Here is a 21,464-nt window from a genome sequence, read left to right as displayed (position 1 = left end):
AAGGAGATGAAAAAATGAAAGAACGTGTTGTAGTATTTGGCGATGCCATTATCGCGATTATCCTCACGATCATTGTTTTAGAATTACCGATTCAAACTGCAGCCAATGGGATGGTTGATATGAACTCTTTGTTCCGAGCAGTTGGTATTTATTTCATTAGTTTTTGTTTTGTGGCAAATCTTTGGTTTCAAACGGGCTATGCTTTTAATAAAATCGAGCAAGTTAAAAATAAAGACTTAGTTATTTATCTACTACTACTATTTTTCTTGTCATTGGTTCCTTCAGCAACTAGATTATTGATTGAAGATACCACTAAACAAACTTTATTGATTTATGGTGTATTAACTTTGATCGTCACATTTGTCATGCGTCGTCTGATTGTTGCTTTAACTGGTCAAGCGTTAACGGACAACGAACAACGGAATCAGCGTTTTCATGAATTGAATCGACAAGATTTAGTTGCGATCAGTTTTCGGATCCTTTTGTTAGTTTTCGGGAATTTCTTTGTCAAACCAGCATTAGTGATTTATTTGATTTTACCGATCTTAGCTTTCTTACAGAACATCGTTGATCGGGAAGAAGATAATTTGGTCGCTACGTTAGATGAAGAGCAACAAGCAGATTACTTCCAAGACCGCGATCAACTATGGGGAAATTCGGTTCGACGTTATTCTTCTTTATTGAGAGATTCAATGAAACAAGGGAATGACCAAGATCCAGATCGTTGGAAACAAGTGATGGCTGAATGGGAAGGAAACATTGATCAAGAAATCAATGAGCGTAAAAAACATTTGCTCGAATTGCAAGATTCAGACAAACATCATGCAGAACGCGACATCGCTCGTTTGGAGAAGCAAAAACAACGGTTAGAAATGCAAAAGGCTATAACTGAACGACGAATGAATCAACAAAATAAAAAATAAAAAAGACCAAGTATAAGCAGAGAAATGCTCTTTATACTTGGTCTTTTGCTAATAAATGGATATAATGAAGTATAAATATCGCAAGAGAGCTAGGTGGAAAAATGTCTTTAACAATGATTGAACACCCGATTAAAATGTATATTCGACGTGACTTAGGAATTACAGTGGAACAATTTGGAAAAGTAGCAGGTATCCCACAATCGACATTAGCCACATGGATCAAACGTGAGCGACGAGTCGAAAAATTACCGATCGATTTTTATAGTGCCCTGGCGACGGTACGCGAACAAAAAATCGAAACGGTCTATCGTGAACTGTTAGAATGGCAGCAACGTTACGATCGCTACAAACAAGAAACACTGCAAGCAATTGCAGAAGAACAGCCCTTGTTTTCTCTAGCGGCCGAAGAGGGCCGAAAAATCTATAAAATTTATCGGACACAACATATTGAAAGCCGTTTACTTGAACCAGCCAAACGGTTGCGAAAAGCGATCGATCAATTGAATACGTCCTCGTTCATTCAAGTGATGATCGAAATCTATGGAACCGTAGAAGTACCGATGCCTACATGGATCGCAAAGTCATTTAACAAAAGTGAATTAAAAGAAATCGGTCAAGCCTTTTACAATGAGTTATTATTAAAAGGCTAAGTGCAATATAAAAAAGAAGCGATTAGTCGCTTCTTTTTTATAATTCCTCTCGAACAGAATGGGTGATTTTTTGTAGCAAGTCAGTCGTTTGGCCGGAATATTTAATGATATCGGAAACACGTAAAAAACTATTTTTATACATGGCCACCTCGCGGAATTTTTTATATTTCTCTTCGATTTCATTGAAACTCGCTGGTTTGCGATCTGTTTTCTCAACTGTTTCAGAGCTATTTACATAATGCAAACTTAAAAATGAAAGGGCATCATTGATCCCGTCTAAAAAGGCTTCATATTCTTCCTGTCTAATTTTTCCATCAGCTAAACGCTGACGTTGTTTTTCAACAAATATTTCTATGACTTGTTCCATCCAAAAACCTCCAATCCCTCTACTTTTTCTTGATACTTATCTTACTTATTGTACTATGAAACGGCTTGCTTGTGTTATGAAAATCACGAATTTTATTTTGAATTCTTAAGATAGAAAGTTTTTAAGCGTAATTTATTTCAAAAAAATTTGACAGTTTCTTTTTTTTTAGGAATAATAAATGATAAATTAGAAAGTTATTTAAATAGTGAACATGAAGGGAATAGTTCGATGGAGAAAAAAAAGCAAAAACAGCTTTTAAAGTTGATTGAAACAGATTGCCGGTTAAGCATTGAAGAATATGCCATCATGCTAGGTGAAGAAACGATCATTGTAGCCAATGAAATCAAACGATTGGAACAAGAAAAAGTCATCTGCGGTTATCGAGCGCTGATCGACTGGGATAAAGTCGAAGATGATTTGATCGAAGCAATCGTAGAAGTGCGCACTATTCCTAGAGGGGAAGAAGGCTATCGTGAATTAGCTGATCAAGTACGTAAATTTCCAGAAGTAAAATCACTCTATTTTATCAGTGGCGGTTTTGATTTTATTTTGCAGCTTCAAGGGCGTAACATTAAAGAAATTTCGAAATTTATCTCTGTTAATTTGGCTTCGATTCCTGATGTCTCAGGGACGCGGACACATTTCTTATTAGATAAATACAAAGAATGGGGCATCGATCTTTCTCAAGATACGACAGATCATCGAATCCAGGTGAGCCCATGAGAGATTTTTTAAACCGTAATATACGTGAGATTCAGCCATCAGGAATTCGCAAATTTTTTGATATCGTCTCAGAACGGCCAGACGCGATTTCATTAGGTGTCGGGGAGCCCGATTTTGATACCCCTTCACATATGGTCCAAGAAGGCGTGCGTTCACTCCAAGAAGGGCGGACTTTTTACACCGCAAATGCTGGTCTAATGGAATTAAGAGAGAAAATCAGTGAATATTTGCAGTTTCGCAATAAAGTAAAATACGATCCAGCATCTGAGATCATTGTGACAGTCGGCGGCAGCGAAGCTATCGATATGGCTTTACGAATTTTTGTGGAAAAAGGGGACGAGGTGATTATTCCTCAGCCTAGTTTTGTTTGTTATCAGCCAATCACTAAAATTGTTGGTGGCACACCAGTCACCGTTGATGTATTGGCCGAGGATCAATTCCAACTGACAGCTGAAAAGCTGGAGCGGGTCATAACGGATAAAAGTAAAATTTTGATTTTATCTTATCCTAATAATCCAACAGGTGGAACGATGGATCGAGAAGCGTTGATTAAAATTGCTGATGTTGTAAAAAAATATGATCTATTAGTGTTAACAGATGAAATCTACGCCGAACTGGTCTATGATGAACCGTTTGTCAGTATTGCAGAATTACCTGGTATGCGAGAACGAACTATTGTAATCAACGGATTTTCAAAAGGTTTTGCTATGACAGGATGGCGTTTAGGCTTCGTTGCAGGACCAGAATTATTTATGGAACAATTATTAAAATTGCATCAATACACGATCATGGCTGCTCCAACGGCTAGTCAATATGCTGCGTTAGCAGGACTGAAAAATAATTGGCAAGAAACAGTGGAAGAGATGCGTCTGTCCTATGAAGAACGACGTAATTATCTACATCATCGCTTAGAAAAAATGGGTTTGCCTTGTTATAAAGCCAAAGGAGCTTTTTATCTATTTCCACAGGTCAGCCATTTTGGGTTGAGTAGTGAAGCGTTTGCCTTAAGATTGTTAGAAGAAGAAAATTTGGCGGTTGTTCCAGGTTCAGCCTTTGGTGACAGCGGCGAAGGATTTATCCGGTTATCTTATGCTTACTCGTTAGACGAATTAAAAGAAGCAATGACACGCATGGAGCGTTTCATCGCGAAAATCAATTAAAAAGCAACATTCCAAATTATTTGGAATGTTGCTTTTTTGTGATTTATTTATTTAACTTAGAATATTTAAAAAATAACAACTTTTAATGTTTGATGTCAGAATTCATTAAAATTTCATTCGATTCTGGTTTTTTATTTTTGAATTTAAACTGGTAAATCACTAAAAGCACGATGAACCATAGTGGAGAAAAGATCAACGCTTCTCTTGTATCAGGCGCTAGTGCTAAAACGAACAAGACGAAGGCAAGAAAAGCAAAAATCAAATAGTTTGCATAAGGATAAAGATGCAATTTAAATGAGCTTTTAGCAACAAGTTCGGGATTCGTTTTACGATAGCGCATGTGGGTCCATGTGATCATTCCCCAAATGAAAATAAAACAGATCGTAGCGATTGAACTAATCAATGTAAAGATTTGACTAGGAACGAAAAAGTTCAAAAGAACAGCGATGAAAATGACCAATGTTGAGAATACTAAGGCATTCCCTGGTACACGGTGACGGGTCAATTTCGCAAAACTTTTAGGCGCACTGCCTTCTTGTGCCAATGAACGAGCCATTCGGCTGGTACTGTAAATCGCACTATTACATGCAGACATCGCAGAACTCAATACCACTAAATTGACGATTGAAGCGGCTGCTACGATTCCGATTTCTGAAAAAACTTGAACAAAGGGGCTGCGATCAGCGGATAAACTCGTCCAAGGGTAGATCGACATGATAACAAACAATGAACCAAGATAAAATAAAATGATCCGAATCGGAATATTATCGATGGCTTTTGGTAAAACGGTTTTTGGATCAGAAGTTTCCCCACCAATCAGCCCAACTAATTCCACACCACAAAAAGCAAAAGTTGCCATTTGGAAGGAGAGGGCAAAACCGTGAACTCCTTTAGGAAAGAACCCGCCGTGACTCCATAAATTACTTATTTGCACAGGTCCGGCACTGGTTTGAAAATGCATAACGATCATGACTGCTCCCACAATAATCAAGGCAATGATCGCGATGACTTTTACTAATGCGAACCAGAATTCCATTTCACCAAACAGTCCTACCGCAACAAGATTGAGTCCTAATAAAATTGCTAAAGCAATAATTTCAGGAATCCATTGTGGAACATTTGGGAGCCAATACCTAACATACATACCAGTAGCGGTTAAATCGGCCATCGCAATTGCAATCCAACAAAACCAGTAGGTCCAACCTGTGACGAAGGCCGCTTTTTTGCCAAGGTAATCGGCAATAAAATCCAAAAATGAATGGTAATTTAAGTTTGATAACATTAATTCACCAAGAGCGCGCATAATCAAGAAGATAATACCACCAGTAATGGCATATGATAAAAGAATCGAAGGACCTGTAAGTTGGATGGTTTTACCAGAGCCAAGAAATAGTCCGGTTCCGATTGCTCCTCCAATCGATATTAGTTGCACATGACGATTCTTTAATCCTCTTTCTAATTCCTCATGACTTTCCAATAAAATCAGTCCTTTTTTTAAGATTAGTAAAATTTTATCAGAAAATTTAAAACAGTAAAGGAAATTTGATACAATATGATAAAAAGGTGAGAATTTTCCAATTATTTTAAAATAACAAAAATATAGAAAGAGTTATCGAAGATTATCCTATAAAAGATCGTCTGTATCAATTAAAATGTTATAATATTGACAAATTATATGAGGAGGAACCGATTTGAGTAAGAAAATAGTCGGTTGGGTCATCCTGGGAATCATTGTTTTTGGAGCGGTAGGACTTGCTAGTTACCGTATTTTTCAGGACAAAGTAGCAACTACAGAAAATGAGAATCAGAAAGTTTTAAATGAGCGTTTAGCAAATTTATATGAGGATCAATCTACGGGCTATTTTAAAGCGGATATTACAGCCAGTGATTTTGATGACTTAATTCAAGATGTAAAAAATCAAAAAAGTAATAGTGAAACCATTAAAGACATTGAGCAAGCAAAGGCAGATTTTACGATCCAAACAGATATGAACGATCTTTTTGAGACGGAAGTTTTGAATGGATTAGATCTTTCCGCCCATCCCATTCTAAAAAAGCCTAATGAAAGTTCAATCGATCAATTAAAAACACAATTGAGCAAAAGTTCGAATAAAGGAACAGCGTGGGGCGAAGATATCAGTATGATTCTACGTATCGCGTCAACTCAGTCAGCTGATTATTCGAAAGCTGATTCAGAAGTGACCAGTTTAGTCACCAAGGATGATGTATCTTTATCTGAATATTTGGCAGGCGTAAAAACAATCGCGATTTTACCAGATGGTGACTATAAAGAAAATCTATTAGCTAAGTTAGATCCAGTCAAAAATAATTTGACCAATCAAAATGATAGTTTTGCGAATGAAATCCAACAAAGTGAATCAGAAATGGCGACTGCTGAAAAAGAATACCAAGAACGTCAAGCCAAAGAATTGGCTGAACGAAATAAAGAATTAACAGAATTAAAAAAGACTTTAGCAGAGAAACAAAAAACCTATGAGTCATATCAACGATTAAAGGCATCGCTTGATGATAGCAAAAAAGAAAAAGAATCATCTTCGTCAGAGGATTCAAGTTCTTCAAGTAGTTCAAGTTCTTCAAGTTCCTCTAGCAGTTCGAGCTCAAGTAGCTCTTCAAGTTCATCTGAGGATGATGATTAAAAGGTAAAGGAGTGCTTCCCAGTGGAAGCACTCCTTTTTAGGCCAGCTTTTGATGGTAATGCTGCTGATAACTTTCGAACAATATCGTGATTTGGGTACGCTTTTTAATGTTTAACTTGATAAAAATATTATGGACATGAGTCTTAACGGTGCCTAGAGACAAAAAAAGTTCATCTGCGATTTCTTGATTGGAATGATGAAGCAGGAGCAACGTGAAAATTTCTGATTCTCTTTGAGTAAATTGATGATCTTGGCAAAACTGACGAATCATTACAGAGTGATCATCTATCGTAGACGTTTGAGGGCTTCGTTCTTTAAGGAAAAATTGAAGTAATACAATGCAGATAACGATTGAAAAAATATCTTCTGAAATACTGCGATTGTATATTTTAGTTGTTAGAGAGCTATATTGGTCAATATTAAAAATCACAAAGCTATCTTCAAGAATGATCAAAAGTGAAAAGAGCAGATTAATTCCAGCTAATTTTTTTAAGAGCCCTGAAGTATCGGGAGCGAGCTTTTTCTTTGTTCCTTGCCAACAATAAAAAGCAAGAAATAAAAGGAAAAGTTGATTTGGTATATAGTACAGCCAAACTTTTATAGCTGAGTTAGGAAGCATCGGAATCGAGATCATCCAAATGGCTAAGAACACCAAGAGGGCATAATGGAAGATAGTTAGTTTTTCTTTTCGTATTTCTGCAAGAATTGAGATAGCTAGAAAGGCATTGCCCATAAAAATGATGGTTTTGATTGCAGGAGCACTCATAAAGGCTTGATCATAACTGTGAGCAAAGGAATTGATGAATTCAGTCATATAAATGATAACGTTATCAAAAATAAAAAAGGCGAGATAGAGACTAATGAATAAAAAGACTTGCTTTCTTTCTTTTAGATAAGCATTGATTGCAAAGGCCAATGTGATAGAGTAAAGAACGATCAAAAGAATGTTGTATAAAAAAATAGCAACCATTACGAAACTCCTCTCAATTCTTATTTTAGTTCATCTGCTTTTGAAGTAAGTATAACATCTTTTATCCTTGCTCAAGTTCGAAATCCGCTAAACTTTCAACTAAACTTTTTTAAACCCTTGATAAATAAAAGGTTTATATCCAAATATAAACCAATGAAAAATCGTAGCCAAATATTTTTGTTAGCGTTTACAACCTTTAGCTTATCGTAAACTTCCTGTTTTTTGTTTAAAGTCAGGATGTAAAGCAAAACAAATTATTTAGGAGGCGTCAATATGACTAAACGCGATTTTATCACCACTGAAAATTATACAAAGGAGGAAATAAAATACATCGTTGATCTATCATTGAAAATTAAAGCGGCTATCAAAAATGGTTTTTATCCACCACTATTAAAAAATAAGTCCTTAGGAATGATCTTCCAACAGTCATCCACTCGGACACGTGTTTCATTTGAAACAGCAATGACTCAACTAGGAGGACATGCGGAATATTTAGCGCCGGGTCAGATCCAATTGGGCGGGCATGAAACGCTTGAAGATACGAGCCAAGTATTATCTCGTTTAGTAGATATTTTGATGGCACGTGTTGAGAGACACCATAGTGTAAATGACTTAGCTGCTCATGCGACGATTCCAGTAATCAATGGAATGTCTGATTATAATCACCCTACGCAAGAATTAGGTGACTTATGCACAATGATTGAACACTTACCGGAAGGAAAGAAAATAGAGGATTGTAAAGTTTCCTTTATTGGTGATGCGACACAAGTGTGTTTCTCTCTAGGGTTAGTAGCCACAAAGATGGGCATGGATTTTGTCCAATTTGGTCCAGAAGGATTTCAATTGAATGACGATCATCGGGCGAAATTAGCTGAAATCTGCAAGGAATCTGGAGGTTCATATGTAGTATCTGATCAAATCGATGTAATCGAACACTCTGATTTTGTCTATACGGACGTTTGGTACGGTCTTTATGAAGCAGAATTATCGGAAGAAGAACGAATGAAAACGTTCTACCCTAAGTATCAAGTCAATGATGAATTGATGCAACGTGCTGGGGGGCAGGCTAAATTCATGCACTGTTTACCTGCTACACGAGGAGAAGAAGTGACTGACGAAGTGATGGATGGTCCAAATTCTATTTGTTTTGATGAAGCAGAGAACCGCTTAACTTCGATTCGAGGATTATTGGTTTATTTAATGAATGATTATGCTGAAAAAAATCCAATCAACGAACAAAAACAAGCCGATGCTAAAGCTGAGTTAGAAGATTTTTTAGGAAGAGCACTCTAAAGACAGAGGCAGGTAGGAAATAATTTATAGGCAATCATTTTTGAGCTGATTATTTCCATTCGGGGATTGAGGCTGTTTCTCAATCCCTGTTTCTACCGGAAAGGAAGAAAACAATGGGTGAAAATAAGAAAAAGTTTAGTTTGATGAGTGCGATATTATCCGTTATCTGTGTAGTATTTGTGGCTGAAGCAGCCGCTCCTGTAGCAGCAATCGGAAATTCACAATTTTTTTGGTGGATCTTTTTATTGATTGCATTTCTTTTGCCTTATGGATTGATCTCTTCAGAATTAGGTACCACTTATATTGGTGATGGCGGCATTTATGATTGGGTAACCAAAGCTTTTGGTCATCGTTGGGGTTCACGTGTGTCTTGGTATTATTGGATCAATTACCCATTATGGCTAGCATCACTAGCAGTCATGTGTCCAGGTTTGCTGACGACGATCACAGGTGTGGAGTTTTCGACAGTTACCGCTATTTTGATTGAATTAGCATTTACTTGGATCATTGTTTGGATTAGTTTTTATCCAGTCAGTGATAGTGTTTGGATTCTTAATGGTGCAGCAGTGATAAAAATGTTATTGGCCATTTTGATTGGTGGCTTAGGCGTATATACTGCATTGACAAAAGGTGTGGCAAACGAGTTTACGCTTAAATCGATGTTGCCAAGTTTTGATTTAAATAGCTTATCTTTTATTTCAGTTATTATTTTTAACCTGTTAGGCTTTGAGGTTATTTGTACTTTTGCAGATGACATGGAAAATCCTAAAAAACAAATACCGCAATCGATTATTGCGGGAGGCTTAGTAATTGCTGCAATCTATATCTTTTCAGCTTTTGGGATTGGTGTTGCCATTCCAACCGATCAAATCAGTACCGGGAGCGGATTGATGGACAGCTTCAAATTGTTGACGGGTTCAACTGGCGGCTGGTTTATCATCGCAATGGCTTTCTTATTCTTGCTGACCCTATTTGGGAATATGATCTCTTGGTCACTAGGGGTCAACAATACGGCGTGTTATGCAGCTGAAAATGGAGATATGCCAAAAGTATTTGCTAAACGAAGCAAAAAAAATGAAATGCCGATCGGAGCTGCGATCATGAATGGCGTAGTTGCCTCGATCGTTGTGATTATTGCTCCGATTTTACCGAATCAAGATTTATTCTGGGCATTCTTCTCTTTAAATTTAGTGATGTTCTTGATGTCGTATGTTCCGGTCTTTCCAGCTTTTTACAAATTACGTCAAATCGATCCAGAAACACCACGACCTTTTAGAGTTGGCGGTAGCAAAAATGTGTTAAAAATCTTAATCGCATTGCCAATGATCATGATTATTATTTCACTCATTTTTACTGCAGTACCGTTACAATTTGATGCTGAAACACTGAGCCAGCAATTACCGATTACGATTGGAGCGGTCGTATTCACACTTTTTGGTGAAGTGATCATTAAAGTAAAAAATATTAAAAAAGAAGGAGTTCTTTATCATGGCAAAGAGAATCGAACAGACAACACCGAAACAAGACGGGTATAGAATGCCGGGAGAATATGAACCACAAGAAAAGGTTTGGATGATCTGGCCGGAACGTCCCGATAATTGGCGCGATGGCGGAAAACCAGCGCAAGCAGCATTTACTGAAGTGGCAAAAGCAATCAGTCAGTTCACTCCAATGAACGTAGTCGTTTCTCAGCAGCAATTCCAGAATTGTCGACGTCAACTACCTGAAACGATTACTGTTTTTGAAATGTCCAATAATGATGCCTGGATCCGAGACTGCGGGCCAAGTTTTGTCATCAATGATCAAGGAGAGCTGCGAGCAAATGATTGGGGTTTCAATGCATGGGGCGGTTTAGTAGAGGGTCTTTATTTTCCATGGGATCAAGATGATTTAATTGCTCAAAAAATTTGTGAAATTGAACAAGTCGATTCTTATCGGACTGCCGATTTTGTTTTAGAAGGTGGCTCATTCCACGTAGATGGAGAAGGTACGGTGTTGACAACCGAAATGTGTCTGTTAAGTGAAGGCCGAAATCCTCAACTGTCTAAAGCAGAAATCGAACAAAAATTATGTGAGCATTTGAATTGTGAAAAAGTATTGTGGTTAGGCGATGGAATCGATCCGGAAGAAACGAATGGGCATGTGGACGATGTAGCATGTTTTGTCCGCCCAGGAGAAGTGGCGTGTATTTATACAGAAGATCAAGCTAGTCCATTCTATGAAGCGGCTCAAGATGCGTATAAACGTTTGAGCCAGATGACGGATGCAAAAGGACGGCAATTAAAAGTCCATAAAATTTGCTGCCCAGTAGAAAATGTTACGATCAAAGGGGAATTTAAAATCGATTACGTTGAAGGAACGATGCCGCGTGAAGATGGGGACATTTGTATCGCTTCTTACATGAATTTTTTGATCACAAATAATGGTGTGATCGTTCCGCAATACGGCGATAAAAATGATGCGTTAGCTTTGGAACAATTAGAAATGATTTTTCCCGATAAGGATGTCGTTGGAGTAAATACAGTTGAGATCGTTTACGGTGGAGGAAATATCCACTGTATCACGCAACAACAACCAAAAAGGTAGGAGAAGCACATGTCAAAAATCGTTATCGCATTGGGCGGAAATGCTTTAGGAAATTCTGCCAATGAACAATTAACTAAGGCGGAACTTGCCGCAAAATCGATTGCTGATCTAATTACTGCGGGTCATTACGTAGTCATTGCTCATGGGAATGGACCGCAAGTTGGGAAAATTCGTTTAGCTTTTGAAGAAACAAGTCAAGCGCCAGAAGATACGATGCCATTTCCTGAATGTACTGCGATGAGTCAGGGGTACATCGGTTATCACTTACAACAAGCAATCGATGAAGAATTGGTTGCTCGTGGTCTAGAAGATATTCCAGTTGTATCAATGCTGACACAGGTGGTCGTAGACTCAAAAGATCCTGCATTTGAAAATCCTACGAAACCAATCGGTGGTTATTTTAGCGAGTCAGAAGCGAAACAATTGATGAAAGAAACCCAAGAGGTGTACGTTGAAGATGCGGGACGTGGTTGGCGTCGAGTAGTTCCTTCACCTAAACCAGTCGACATTTATGAAAAAATCAGCTTAAAAACATTGGTTGATGCTGGTCAAGTCGTGATTGCTTGCGGCGGTGGAGGTATTCCAGTCATCTATGAAGGTACGCGTTATAAAGGTATCGATGCAGTGATCGATAAGGATTTTGCAGCAGCAAAAATGGCAGCCTTAATCGATGCGGACATATTTATCATTCTAACTGCAGTGGATCATGTCTTTGTGAACTTTGGAAAAGCAGATCAAAAAGCATTAGTAAAAACAACTGTCGCAGAAATGCAGAATTATATTGAAGAAAAACAATTTGCGCCAGGTAGTATGCTGCCTAAAGTGGAAGCAGCGATTGATTTTGTACAATCAAAAGTAGGTCGCCAAGCCGTGATTGCTTCATTAGAACAAGCTTCGGCAGCTATTACGGGTAACAGCGGAACAACTATCCAACAATAAATAAAAAAGACGATTAGTTAAACTAATCGTCTTTTTCGTCTTCAATTTGTTTTTTCAACTCACTGATTTGCTTGTCTAAATCTTTAGTTTGATTTTTAGTATCATCTATCTGATCATCTATAGTAGAGACAACTGAATTTAGAGAAGATTTTGCACGAGCATATTCGGTCTGTTTATTTTGATAAACATTGGTGTATTGATTTGATAACGTACCACCAGAAGGTTCAACTTGTTGAACCAAGGCATAAACTTGTTGGGCATATTGATCAAATGTTTGCCAATTATCTTGGGTATCTGTGACGATGATTTCAAAATCACTTAAAGTATCGATTCGATCAGCGATCAATTGATTACTAAAAGTTGTCGCATCGGATACCATTGGAGTATCTAATTTGGCAGCCGTGATTTCATTCGCTTTTTGTTTTGCTAAAGTATCCAAATTAGTCGTCGCAGCTTGCAAAGCATTTTTTCGGGTTTCTAAGACTTGCTTGGTTTGACTTGAACGAGTAACCAGTTGTCCACCCGATTGCTGAACGGACGAGGGCATCTGGAAGTCGACATCGTCTTTGCCATTGTTCAAAAGATCCATCGTTTGTTTGAAAATTTCTTTTGTTGCTTGTCCGACACTGGAATTATCTTGTGCTTGCGGTGTGTCATCACCAGCCCAAACAGCCACCGTATAATAAGGTGTAGCACCAACCGTCCACAGATCTTTGGCTTCATCGGTCGTTCCGGTTTTTACGGCCCAATACTGGTTATGTGCCAGTGTCAATCCAGCAGCCGTACCATTGGCATCTTGATGGACAGCTTTCATCGTGTCGATCGTTAGGTAGGCCGCGTCATCACTATAAACTTTTTGTTGCGTTAAATCATTTTGCGAGAAAACTTCTTTGCCGGTATCTTTGCGTTTGATCGTTTGTACATTCAAAGGCGTTCGATAGTTTCCTTGATTTACTAATGTAGCGATTCCGCTAGCCATTTCTTGGGTAGTGGCACCGTAGGTCATCCCGCCGACAGCAATAATCGGATTGTCATCCTGGACGTCCAGACCTGTAAACTGCATCTGAGATAAAGGACGGTAAATCGCTTCTTTAGATTCATCTCGATTTTCACTAGCTAACTTATAAGCAACAACGTTTGAAGAAATTGCTAAAGCATTTCTTAGTGTTAAATTGCCTTTAGAACTATTGTAAACATTATTTGGATAAGTATTATTTGGTCGATCATCTGAAACGGTACTTGTTTCTAATAAGCCACGTTCATAGGCCGGGGCATAAGAGACAAGGGGTTTGATAGCTGATCCAGGTTGTCGATAAGATAGGAACGCTCGATTATAGTGATTGCCTTCTTCACCACGCCCACCGATACTTGCAACGACATCGCCCGTTTGATTATCAATAACTGTCATCGCAGCTTGCTTTGTGTAAAGCCCGCTAGAGTCATCTTTATCTTGCCAAGTATTCATGACATTGCTTACGATATCTTGTAATTGATTGTGTAAATCGCTATCGATATTAGTACTGATTTGATAGCCGCCGGAAAGGATTCGTTGATAAACCTTATCATAGGCTGTTTTGTATTCTTTGTTATATTGATCTTCCTCTTCTTTAGAGTCAAATTGATATTGAAAACGAAAATCTTGTTGTTCCATCAAAATTTTAGCTGTGGAATCTACTGCTAGCGCTACTTCATTATTATCCAATTGATTGTTTAACGCATTACTGTGGATCTTAGCGGTAAAATCATCAGCGATCGCTTTGTTGTATTGATCTTTAGTAATATATCCTTGCTGGTTCATTTGTTTCAGGATTACTTTTCCACGTTTTAATGCATTCTCTTTGTTGGAAACAGGATCAAAGATCCCAGGATTGTTAGTGATACCGACTAATGTGGCTTTTTCTAACAAACTAGTGTCATTGATGGATTTGCCGAAATAAACTTTCGCAGCGGCATTGATTCCGTAAGCACCATGACCAAAATAGACATTGTTTAAATAATATTCTAAGATTTGATGTTTAGTGAATCTTTTTTCCAACGCTTGAGCCATGACCATTTCTTCAATTTTTCGCGAAATAGAGACTTCCGGTGTTAAATAAATATTTTTGACGAGCTGCTGCGTGATCGTTGAAGCCCCACGAATACCACGACCAGTGGCGGCATTCAACGCTATCGTCAATAGACCTTGTGTATCGACACCGTGATGTTCATAAAAACGTTTGTCTTCAATCGAGATCAAGGCTTCGGAGACTAACGGATCCATTTTGTCGTAGGTCAGGTAATCACGTTCTTGTGTTTTTAATTCTTTGATGACATTTCCATTTTTATCTAAAATAGTTGTTGGATAATGTTGTTTAAAATCACTCTCTTGGATCTTTGCTGCATTCGCTTCACCAGCATCAATTGCTGCAGTCACTTCTTTCCCATATTGTTGAAAAAAGAAGACAGATCCAGCAATGAGCATTAAAAGAAGTACTACAATAATACTAATTGAAATTTTAGTCGATTTTGCTATTTTTTTTTGAGTAGTATTTTTGTGTATTGCTTTCTTTTTGTTTGCTGCTTTTTTTTTGTTTGATTCTTTTTTTTTGTTTGATTCTTTTTTATTTGCCATGTTGTGCCTACCCTTATTCAATCATTTCTTTTATTTTAATGGAAAAGAGTCATAATAACTATCATAAACCAATTATTCCAAGAAAAATTTTAGATATTTTTGTAAAAATGATAAGATATTTAGTAGAAAGACTTGACGACGTTTCTATTTGTATCCACAATATAAAAAGAATGAGGTGAATTATGGAGACAAAGAAAAAATGGCTGATTTTTTGGGGGATATTGGCAGCCTTATTTGTTGGGATGTTTGCTATCGTCTTGAGCGGGAATTTTCCACAGTTTACAATTCCTTTCGGTGTTTTTGTTAGTGATGATAAAGAAGAGAAACAAGAAGAAATCCCTAAATTAAACTCTTTAGCACTCAAAGATGTTAATGATCAAACATTATTAGAAGAACAAACAGACAAAATAGAAGCATTGAATACTGCTTTTTCGGATAGCTCAAATTTTTCTAGTTCGCAATCGATGGCTGAGGCGATTGAAAAAGTTTATGGTCCTGCTAAAAACAGTAAAAATTTGTTTGATTTTTATCGTAAAATCTATCCTATGGTCAGTTCTGAAGAAAATGGATTTGTCAGTGTCAGTTTAGTAGGATATGGTCAGCGATTAATCAATGATAAAACTTATACGTCACAAAGACAGCTTTGGAGTTTTACGGACTCTAATGGCACACGGCATGATTATATGGTCAGTTTGCAGTTTAATACAAAAGAGTTGTATCAATTAACAATTGAAGAAAATAGCGAGGTAAAATCGGTGATCACTAAGGATGATACTTACTTAGATAAATCAGCTGATTTTGAAACAGCCTGGACAGAATTGGTTCAACGAGGAACCGATGTTCAACTTTATCGCCAAATGAAAAAAGATGGTATGAATAGTGATCAAACAGAATTTAAAGCATTGGAGAAGAGTATGAATGTTACAGATCCAAGCGGATTCTTTGATTTATTTAGAGATACAAGAGGTGATTTGACCCACGCCTATTTATCAGGATTTTATCATACCAACACACCGACTGATGGGCAGTCAGATTATTATTTTCGTGTTCCGACCTCTGAAAAAGGAATAGCGGAATTTATCGTAGTATATGATCGTTTGCAACAAAAAATATTGTCGATTAATAAGCAAGAACTAGCAGAAAATAGTGATGAGTGATCTAAAAGCAGACAACTGGATGGAAAGTTGCCTGCTTTTTTATTAATCATAATGACAATATTTTTTTTGAAATGTGGGCTTTTGTAGATATTTATCATGAAAAAATTATATTTATTACAACAGGAACAGCGCTGCCAAACAGATACTTTTAGTGATAAAAACGAATTAAAAAGTATTTGAAGATACGAAAAGAAAGGGTGATAATATTCAAAGTAAAACATAGAAGCAGAACGAAATAAGCATTTTATGAAACAGTAAAAGGTTTGAAGAAAAAGCAGTATATTTTGAGTGTATCAAAGAATAAAGGATAACAGGGAGCAAAATGTTCAAATAGAAATCCGTTTTTGAGTAGTTTCAAAAATACAACGTCCAAAAAAGTGGTAGGTGAGGGGTCTCCTACCACTTTTTAATCGATGATGCGGATTTTATGTCCTGTATAGGGTAAAAACTTTTCCAATAGATCCTTTGTGGCTAATTTCATGTAATTAGTCACTGAACCAGAGCTGCAGCCATACCAGTCACGTTCTGCAATCCTACGATCAAATACGAGCTGAATCTCATGCTCTGAATCAAGGAGCAGACCGAAAATCGTAGCGGCACCTGGAATGACGCCTAATCGTTCCTTTAAAAGCTCAGCTGAAACAAAAGAAACTCGAGAAATCGCTAATTTTTTTCCAAAGTCTTTCGTCACAAATTTAAAATCAGCTGGAGTAACATACAGATAGAACTGGGTCTTTTTTTGATTGCAGAGGAAAATAGTTTTAACAACTTCGATACCTAGGCGTTTATCGATATCAATACAATCTTCCATCGTCAATGCTTCTCCAGTAGCTACTTGATAAAAAGGGATATCCAGAGTCGTTAAAGCCTCGTAAGTCATTTTTTCTAATTCAGAACCATACTCATCGGGGCGGGTGATAGAAATTTCACTAACGTAAACCATAAAAACCTCCTCATAATCTTATAATGATAAAAACAATAACTGTTATTTATCAAACAAGCAATATTGACCAACTTTTTCTGGTAAGGGAAGTAAACTTTTCTGAACGATTGCTTGTAACTTTTGATCAATATCATAATAATCTTTTTCTGAAATATTTGAACGAATGACGATCGATTCTTGTTCGTCTAACAAAAACAACCGACAAGTAGGTGTCGTACCAATGACTAACTGAGCATCTTTAGGATGCTGAGTAAATGTCAGCTGATAGTGATTTCTAAAATGTAAATCAATTTTCTGATGAATATAAATATTAAATAATTCACAAAATTCTGTATGAACATACACGCTAACTTGTGGTAAACAATTTTCTAGCGAAAAGAGCGTGACACTGGTTAAAACGGAATAGACATACAATTGTCTTTGCTTATATTCTGGAACTGTTTGAGTGAATTCTTCCCAAAAGGCTTGGAACCGATTGAAATAATAAGGAAATTCAGCGTACATATTTTCAAGAGCAATACTATTACATAGTTGGTCTAACATCGCATCATTTAATTTGAAAAAGAAGAACGAAGCATACTGTTGTTTGATTTTTTCAAAAACATATTTTTGCTCGATCGCAGTTAACGGACGGAAATGTTTTGAAAATAAGCTGACCCAGTGAGCAGAAGCATAGTAAAAAAAGTCTTCTTCCGCGGGATCTTTAGTCTTTAATTCAAAATTACTTAATTGTGAGCAATGAATCGCGGTTAAAAAGTATTGCCAATCATCTATTTCCCAATTTTTTAAAAAAGCAGGTTTTGGTGGAAACTTAAAGCGACTCATCAAGTCTGCTTCTTTATCGCTTAACAATAAAGGACTTTTCTTATCAATTGCTTGGTAAGTGATAAAAATCCAAAAACTGATCATTTCTAAATTAGTTAGATTGTTTGATAACTTCAAATATTCTTCAGTCTGTAAAGCTAATTGCAAATAATTATCGGTATTAAACCAGGTAATCTGATCAAATTGACGATAAAAGCCTCGCAGAAAGACATAATAGAAACGACGAACATCAACTTCACGAGCTTTGAGACTAATAGTGGCAGAGCATGAGATATGTACACGATAATCAGCAATTTCACAATTGATTTGTTTAATTTTACGACGCAGTTTAGATTCACTGATATTATTATCTAAACAAAATTGAATTGTTGAAATTGAACGTTTTGCCAAAATCTCACGGATAATTTCAAAACCTAAATCTTTTTGGTATAAGTAGATTTTCAATGTCTGCAAATTCGAAGAAGAACGAATCAATTGAATTCCTCGTCCATTGTTCATCAATAATTCTAAAGAGTAACTTTTCGCGGTATAAAGTTCATCAATGATAACTTGCAGTTCTTTACAATTTAATCGAATTGTACCAATACTTGCGTAACCGATTTTTTCTTGCAATTCTTTTAAGGAAATTGGAGTTTGAAAACTATCAAGAATATCAATAATTTGAATTTTTAACAAAGTATTTCTGTCCATCCCCAACACGACAGTCTCCTCCTTTCATGTATAAAATTACTTCAAAAATATCCTCATTTTTTATCATAATAGAATAAGTAGCAAGAAAATACAATTAGTGATCGAATTTTAAGTGAAAATAACGTCTGTGGTTTAATATTTTTATAACAAATGACCAATTTATTGAGAATAAAATAATTTCAATTGTATTAAAATTAAGAGGATTTTTAAATTTTAAATACACTAATGCAAAAGTTCGATTCGGGTTAAAATTTTTTTCTAAAATGACACATTTAGTTTTTTAATTTAAGGTATAATTAAAATAAAAGGAGTCTACAATGAGATTAGCTGAAATGAGAAATATCGGAGTGATTAATGAAGCAAAATTAGTGCAGGTAGGGATACGTACACCAGAGGCATTGATCGAACTGGGAGCAGAAAATGTATTTATGGAGGTATACCACTTGGTAGACAAGGGTTCTTGTCTGCATTTACTGTATGCTTTAGAAGGAGCGATTCAAGATATCCCTAAAAGAGAATTGAGTGAAAGGCGGAAAGAAGAACTGCGTAATTTTTATCAACAAATAAATTAAAATTACATGAGTTTCATTGCAGCAAAAAATATAAAAAAGTACACTATATTTAAAAAGGAAGTGTCTTTTTGTATTTATTAATATTAGTGATTTTTATTATTCTAGTGGGAGGATACAATATTTTTCTGAATCTTGCACGACGTAAAAAGAAATCAATCTCTCCCTTAATGGTAAATATTCAAGTGACATTGAATTTGGTGTTGATCCTTGCAGGGCTTGCTTATCTGATTTTTGGTTAAAAAAAGAAGACATCCGTCTTCTTTTTTTTATTAGTTTAACGAATTGGAACAATCTTTGCGCCAAAAGGCATTAAAGCTAAGCGTGCAAGTTTTAATGACTGAGCTGCAAACGGAATACCGATGATTGTGATACATAGCAAAGCAGCGCTGATTAGGTGCCCAATCGCTAACGGGATACCTGAAATAATTAGCCAAATAATATTGATAATCAGATTCATTCCGGTCGATTGGTAAATAACGTCTTTACCAAAAGGAGCAAAGCTTAAACTAGCTAATTTGAAACACTGCATGCCGATTGGAATACCGATAATGGTGATACACCAAAAAATACCTGCGACACACCAACTCAATCCTCCAAGTAAACCGCCAAAAATCAACCAGATGATATTTCCTAAACAAGACATTTTTATCCCTCCAATGATATAAATAGTGTATCATTTCTAATGAGGAATTACCTCCATCTTAAGGTGGATAGAGAAAATCCAGCTAATAATAATTGTATAGAAAGAACGGTATATTTATGTATGAATCATTTCAAGTAGTATCTGCTGAAAAAAAGACAGTAGTGCAAGGCTATCATTGGGCTTGCCAAGAACCTAGAGCTGTTCTACAAGTCGCACATGGAATGGCTGAACATTTATTGAGGTATCAAAATTTTGCCGAATTTTTGACTGAACATAGAATCGTTGTGATTGGACATGATCATTTAGGTCACGGTAAAACAGCGGAAAGTGGTACTTTAGGCTATTTTCATGATTCAACTGTCGAACATGGCCTAGTGAAGGATATGTTTCGAATCACTCAGTGGGGGAAAGAACAGTATCCTGGGCTTCCGTATTTTATTTTAGGACACAGTATGGGGTCCTTTGTTTTACGAAACTATCTATATACGTATGGACAAGAAATTGATGGGGCCATTCTTGTAGGCACCGGACAGCAACCAACGTGGTTAACCGCTTTAGGAAAAAATACGGCTGCTGTTTTAAGTAAAATTCAAGGTGAGAAGCATCCAAGTAAATTAATAGATATTTTAGCTTTTGGATCGATGAATCGAAAAATTCAAAACAAAAGAACAGATAAAGATTGGCTTGTAACGCTCCCAACAGAGGTAAATGCTTATTTAGCTGATAAAGATTGTGGTTTTTTATTTACACTAAGTGGATATCGAGAACTGTTTTCATTAATTATTAGGTCTCAAGATAGCCGCTTACTAACGATGATTCCGACTGGATTGCCATTATTATTTTTATCAGGAAAAGAGGATCCTGTGGGAGAATATGGGAAAGGTGTGATGAAAGCTGCTTCATCGTACCGTAAAGCAGGTGTTGAAAATGTTACTGTCAAACTTTATGAAAACGCACGACATGAGCTGTTGAATGAAAAGCAGAAAGAAGTTGTTTTTCAAGATATATGCAAATGGATGGAAAAGATTTATAGAAAATGATATCATTGTAAAAATTTTACGTGATTGAGGGGTTCTATGAAAGCAGAAGTAAAAACTAAATTTTTAATTGATTATTGTCATCAACATGATTGGGATGTTCAAGGTGGAAAACTACAATCACCTATCGATATCCAAACAAATCAAACACAAATGGAAAGTACTCGTATTGGAATCCAGCTAAATCTTTCATCAACGCCAGCCACGTTTTTTAATAATGGTCAAAATCTTCAATTATTAGGGTCAGGACAAGCTTGCCTTAATCATCGTGTATTTGATTTTGTACAAGTCCATTTTCATGCCGATGGTGAGCATAGGATCGACGGTGAGCATTTTCCGTTAGAAGGCCATTTTTTATTCCAAGCACCCAATGGTCAAACCGGTGTGATTGGTGTATTGTATCGCGCAGGAAAACATAACTCTGATTTCGATCATGTTTTAAAGCAATATGAAGAGGAAAAAGGGGAAGGGTCTTTTTCAGTTGAAACTTTGATTCCTGAAAATAAAAGTTACTATCATTATATTGGCTCTTTAACAACACCGCCTTTGACGGAAGGAATCGAGTGGTATGTTTTACAAACTGTATTAGAAGTTTCAAGCGAGCAAATCGAGCGCTTCATTTCGCTTCATGGTAAGAACAGCCGTAGCTGCCAAGCGCTCCATGACCGCCAAGTAATTGAATTTGGGGAATAGATGTATTTATATAGAAAGAAAAAGC

General features: G+C 36.6%; 20 protein-coding genes. 13 read left to right on the top strand and 7 right to left on the bottom strand.

Going from position 1 to position 21,464, the window contains the following annotated elements:
* The first annotated feature begins 14 nt into the window (after positions 1–14).
* Positions 15–923: a TMEM175 family protein gene (locus tag ACKTSC_RS08150; protein WP_407856146.1), complete on the top strand. Its 909-nt coding sequence runs from the start codon at positions 15–17 to the stop codon at positions 921–923.
* A gap of 101 nt (positions 924–1,024) precedes the next feature.
* Positions 1,025–1,573: a hypothetical protein gene (locus tag ACKTSC_RS08145; RefSeq protein ID WP_332581276.1), complete on the top strand. Its 549-nt coding sequence runs from the start codon at positions 1,025–1,027 to the stop codon at positions 1,571–1,573.
* A gap of 37 nt (positions 1,574–1,610) precedes the next feature.
* Here the strand turns inward: ACKTSC_RS08145 and ACKTSC_RS08140 are convergent, their stop codons facing one another.
* Complete coding sequence (locus ACKTSC_RS08140; protein ID WP_332581275.1) at positions 1,611–1,940, bottom strand: hypothetical protein; 330 nt, start codon at positions 1,938–1,940, stop codon at positions 1,611–1,613.
* 228 nt (positions 1,941–2,168) lie between these two features.
* On the opposite strand from ACKTSC_RS08140, the gene ACKTSC_RS08135 reads away from it, so the two are divergent.
* The gene (locus tag ACKTSC_RS08135; protein WP_332581274.1) at positions 2,169–2,663 is read left to right on the top strand and encodes an Lrp/AsnC family transcriptional regulator; all 495 of its coding nucleotides are present in this window, start codon (positions 2,169–2,171) and stop codon (positions 2,661–2,663) included.
* Positions 2,660–3,823: an aminotransferase class I/II-fold pyridoxal phosphate-dependent enzyme gene (locus ACKTSC_RS08130; RefSeq protein WP_332581273.1), complete on the top strand. Its 1,164-nt coding sequence runs from the start codon at positions 2,660–2,662 to the stop codon at positions 3,821–3,823. Before ACKTSC_RS08135 ends, ACKTSC_RS08130 begins: the two co-directional genes overlap by 4 nt.
* Positions 3,824–3,905: 82 nt before the next feature.
* Here the strand turns inward: ACKTSC_RS08130 and ACKTSC_RS08125 are convergent, their stop codons facing one another.
* Complete coding sequence (locus ACKTSC_RS08125) at positions 3,906–5,300, bottom strand: amino acid permease (RefSeq protein ID WP_407857324.1); 1,395 nt, start codon at positions 5,298–5,300, stop codon at positions 3,906–3,908.
* A 214-nt stretch (positions 5,301–5,514) separates the two neighbouring features.
* Here ACKTSC_RS08125 and ACKTSC_RS08120 point away from each other — a divergent pair, with 214 nt between their 5' ends.
* Entirely contained in the window at positions 5,515–6,480 is a 966-nt protein-coding gene (locus ACKTSC_RS08120) for a hypothetical protein (protein ID WP_407856148.1), read from the top strand.
* A 37-nt stretch (positions 6,481–6,517) separates the two neighbouring features.
* On the opposite strand, the gene ACKTSC_RS08115 is transcribed toward ACKTSC_RS08120, so the two are convergent.
* The gene (locus tag ACKTSC_RS08115; RefSeq protein ID WP_407857323.1) at positions 6,518–7,450 is read right to left on the bottom strand and encodes a response regulator transcription factor; all 933 of its coding nucleotides are present in this window, start codon (positions 7,448–7,450) and stop codon (positions 6,518–6,520) included.
* 273 nt (positions 7,451–7,723) lie between these two features.
* On the opposite strand from ACKTSC_RS08115, the gene ptcA reads away from it, so the two are divergent.
* From ptcA to arcC, 4 genes are all read left to right on the top strand, one after another.
* Complete coding sequence (gene ptcA / locus ACKTSC_RS08110; protein ID WP_407857322.1) at positions 7,724–8,743, top strand: putrescine carbamoyltransferase; 1,020 nt, start codon at positions 7,724–7,726, stop codon at positions 8,741–8,743.
* 113 nt (positions 8,744–8,856) lie between these two features.
* Positions 8,857–10,278, top strand: a complete 1,422-nt coding sequence (locus ACKTSC_RS08105) for an APC family permease (protein WP_332581268.1) — start codon at positions 8,857–8,859, stop codon at positions 10,276–10,278.
* Positions 10,232–11,329: an agmatine deiminase gene (aguA, locus tag ACKTSC_RS08100; protein WP_407857321.1), complete on the top strand. Its 1,098-nt coding sequence runs from the start codon at positions 10,232–10,234 to the stop codon at positions 11,327–11,329. Before ACKTSC_RS08105 ends, aguA begins: the two co-directional genes overlap by 47 nt.
* Positions 11,330–11,338: 9 nt before the next feature.
* Positions 11,339–12,268, top strand: coding sequence for a carbamate kinase (gene arcC / locus ACKTSC_RS08095; RefSeq protein ID WP_407857320.1), 930 nt, complete (start codon positions 11,339–11,341; stop codon positions 12,266–12,268).
* A gap of 22 nt (positions 12,269–12,290) precedes the next feature.
* Here the strand turns inward: arcC and ACKTSC_RS08090 are convergent, their stop codons facing one another.
* Positions 12,291–14,879 carry a transglycosylase domain-containing protein gene (locus ACKTSC_RS08090; protein ID WP_407857319.1) on the bottom strand — a complete coding sequence of 863 codons (2,589 nt, stop codon included), beginning with the start codon at positions 14,877–14,879 and terminating at the stop codon, positions 12,291–12,293.
* 182 nt (positions 14,880–15,061) lie between these two features.
* Here ACKTSC_RS08090 and ACKTSC_RS08085 point away from each other — a divergent pair, with 182 nt between their 5' ends.
* Positions 15,062–16,036 (top strand): hypothetical protein, encoded by a 975-nt coding sequence (locus ACKTSC_RS08085; protein ID WP_407857318.1) that lies wholly within the window; start codon positions 15,062–15,064, stop codon positions 16,034–16,036.
* A gap of 406 nt (positions 16,037–16,442) precedes the next feature.
* Here the strand turns inward: ACKTSC_RS08085 and ACKTSC_RS08080 are convergent, their stop codons facing one another.
* Positions 16,443–16,979, bottom strand: a complete 537-nt coding sequence (locus ACKTSC_RS08080; RefSeq protein ID WP_332580959.1) for a prolyl-tRNA synthetase associated domain-containing protein — start codon at positions 16,977–16,979, stop codon at positions 16,443–16,445.
* 42 nt (positions 16,980–17,021) lie between these two features.
* Complete coding sequence (locus ACKTSC_RS08075; RefSeq protein WP_407857358.1) at positions 17,022–18,494, bottom strand: helix-turn-helix domain-containing protein; 1,473 nt, start codon at positions 18,492–18,494, stop codon at positions 17,022–17,024.
* Between the two features lie 317 nt (positions 18,495–18,811).
* Between ACKTSC_RS08075 and ACKTSC_RS08070 the strand changes: the two genes are divergently transcribed.
* Positions 18,812–19,066, top strand: a complete 255-nt coding sequence (locus tag ACKTSC_RS08070; RefSeq protein WP_332580958.1) for a TfoX/Sxy family DNA transformation protein — start codon at positions 18,812–18,814, stop codon at positions 19,064–19,066.
* Positions 19,067–19,340: 274 nt separating this feature from the next.
* Here ACKTSC_RS08070 and ACKTSC_RS08065 read toward each other — a convergent pair whose 3' ends face one another.
* A complete protein-coding gene (locus ACKTSC_RS08065; RefSeq protein WP_332580956.1) occupies positions 19,341–19,709 on the bottom strand; it encodes a YccF domain-containing protein in 369 nt (122 codons plus the stop codon).
* Positions 19,710–19,825: 116 nt separating this feature from the next.
* Between ACKTSC_RS08065 and ACKTSC_RS08060 the strand changes: the two genes are divergently transcribed.
* Positions 19,826–20,749 (top strand): alpha/beta fold hydrolase, encoded by a 924-nt coding sequence (locus ACKTSC_RS08060; RefSeq protein WP_407857317.1) that lies wholly within the window; start codon positions 19,826–19,828, stop codon positions 20,747–20,749.
* Between the two features lie 36 nt (positions 20,750–20,785).
* Entirely contained in the window at positions 20,786–21,439 is a 654-nt protein-coding gene (locus ACKTSC_RS08055) for a carbonic anhydrase family protein (RefSeq protein WP_407857316.1), read from the top strand.
* The last annotated feature ends 25 nt before the right edge of the window (positions 21,440–21,464 follow it).

The organism is Enterococcus hailinensis (assembly GCF_045862035.1).
Lineage (GTDB): Bacteria > Bacillota > Bacilli > Lactobacillales > Enterococcaceae > Enterococcus_A > Enterococcus_A hailinensis.
The sequence above is the reverse complement of the archived record's forward strand: the minus strand, read 5'-3'. Positions and strand labels throughout refer to the sequence as shown.

Bases quoted from the DNA above. Each gene is read 5' to 3' on its own strand.
- ACKTSC_RS08150 (WP_407856146.1), top strand. From the start codon at position 15: ATGAAAGAACGTGTTGTAGTATTTGGCGATGCCATTATCGCGATTATC.
- ACKTSC_RS08145 (WP_332581276.1), top strand. From the start codon at position 1,025: ATGTCTTTAACAATGATTGAACACCCGATTAAAATGTATATTCGACGT.
- ACKTSC_RS08140 (WP_332581275.1), bottom strand. From the start codon at position 1,940: ATGGAACAAGTCATAGAAATATTTGTTGAAAAACAACGTCAGCGTTTA.
- ACKTSC_RS08135 (WP_332581274.1), top strand. From the start codon at position 2,169: ATGGAGAAAAAAAAGCAAAAACAGCTTTTAAAGTTGATTGAAACAGAT.
- ACKTSC_RS08130 (WP_332581273.1), top strand. From the start codon at position 2,660: ATGAGAGATTTTTTAAACCGTAATATACGTGAGATTCAGCCATCAGGA.
- ACKTSC_RS08115 (WP_407857323.1), bottom strand. From the start codon at position 7,450: ATGGTTGCTATTTTTTTATACAACATTCTTTTGATCGTTCTTTACTCT.
- ptcA (WP_407857322.1), top strand. From the start codon at position 7,724: ATGACTAAACGCGATTTTATCACCACTGAAAATTATACAAAGGAGGAA.
- ACKTSC_RS08105 (WP_332581268.1), top strand. From the start codon at position 8,857: ATGGGTGAAAATAAGAAAAAGTTTAGTTTGATGAGTGCGATATTATCC.
- aguA (WP_407857321.1), top strand. From the start codon at position 10,232: ATGGCAAAGAGAATCGAACAGACAACACCGAAACAAGACGGGTATAGA.
- arcC (WP_407857320.1), top strand. From the start codon at position 11,339: ATGTCAAAAATCGTTATCGCATTGGGCGGAAATGCTTTAGGAAATTCT.
- ACKTSC_RS08090 (WP_407857319.1), bottom strand. From the start codon at position 14,879: ATGGCAAATAAAAAAGAATCAAACAAAAAAAAAGAATCAAACAAAAAA.
- ACKTSC_RS08085 (WP_407857318.1), top strand. From the start codon at position 15,062: ATGGAGACAAAGAAAAAATGGCTGATTTTTTGGGGGATATTGGCAGCC.
- ACKTSC_RS08080 (WP_332580959.1), bottom strand. From the start codon at position 16,979: ATGGTTTACGTTAGTGAAATTTCTATCACCCGCCCCGATGAGTATGGT.
- ACKTSC_RS08075 (WP_407857358.1), bottom strand. From the start codon at position 18,494: ATGGACAGAAATACTTTGTTAAAAATTCAAATTATTGATATTCTTGAT.
- ACKTSC_RS08070 (WP_332580958.1), top strand. From the start codon at position 18,812: ATGAGATTAGCTGAAATGAGAAATATCGGAGTGATTAATGAAGCAAAA.
- ACKTSC_RS08065 (WP_332580956.1), bottom strand. From the start codon at position 19,709: ATGTCTTGTTTAGGAAATATCATCTGGTTGATTTTTGGCGGTTTACTT.
- ACKTSC_RS08060 (WP_407857317.1), top strand. From the start codon at position 19,826: ATGTATGAATCATTTCAAGTAGTATCTGCTGAAAAAAAGACAGTAGTG.
- ACKTSC_RS08055 (WP_407857316.1), top strand. From the start codon at position 20,786: ATGAAAGCAGAAGTAAAAACTAAATTTTTAATTGATTATTGTCATCAA.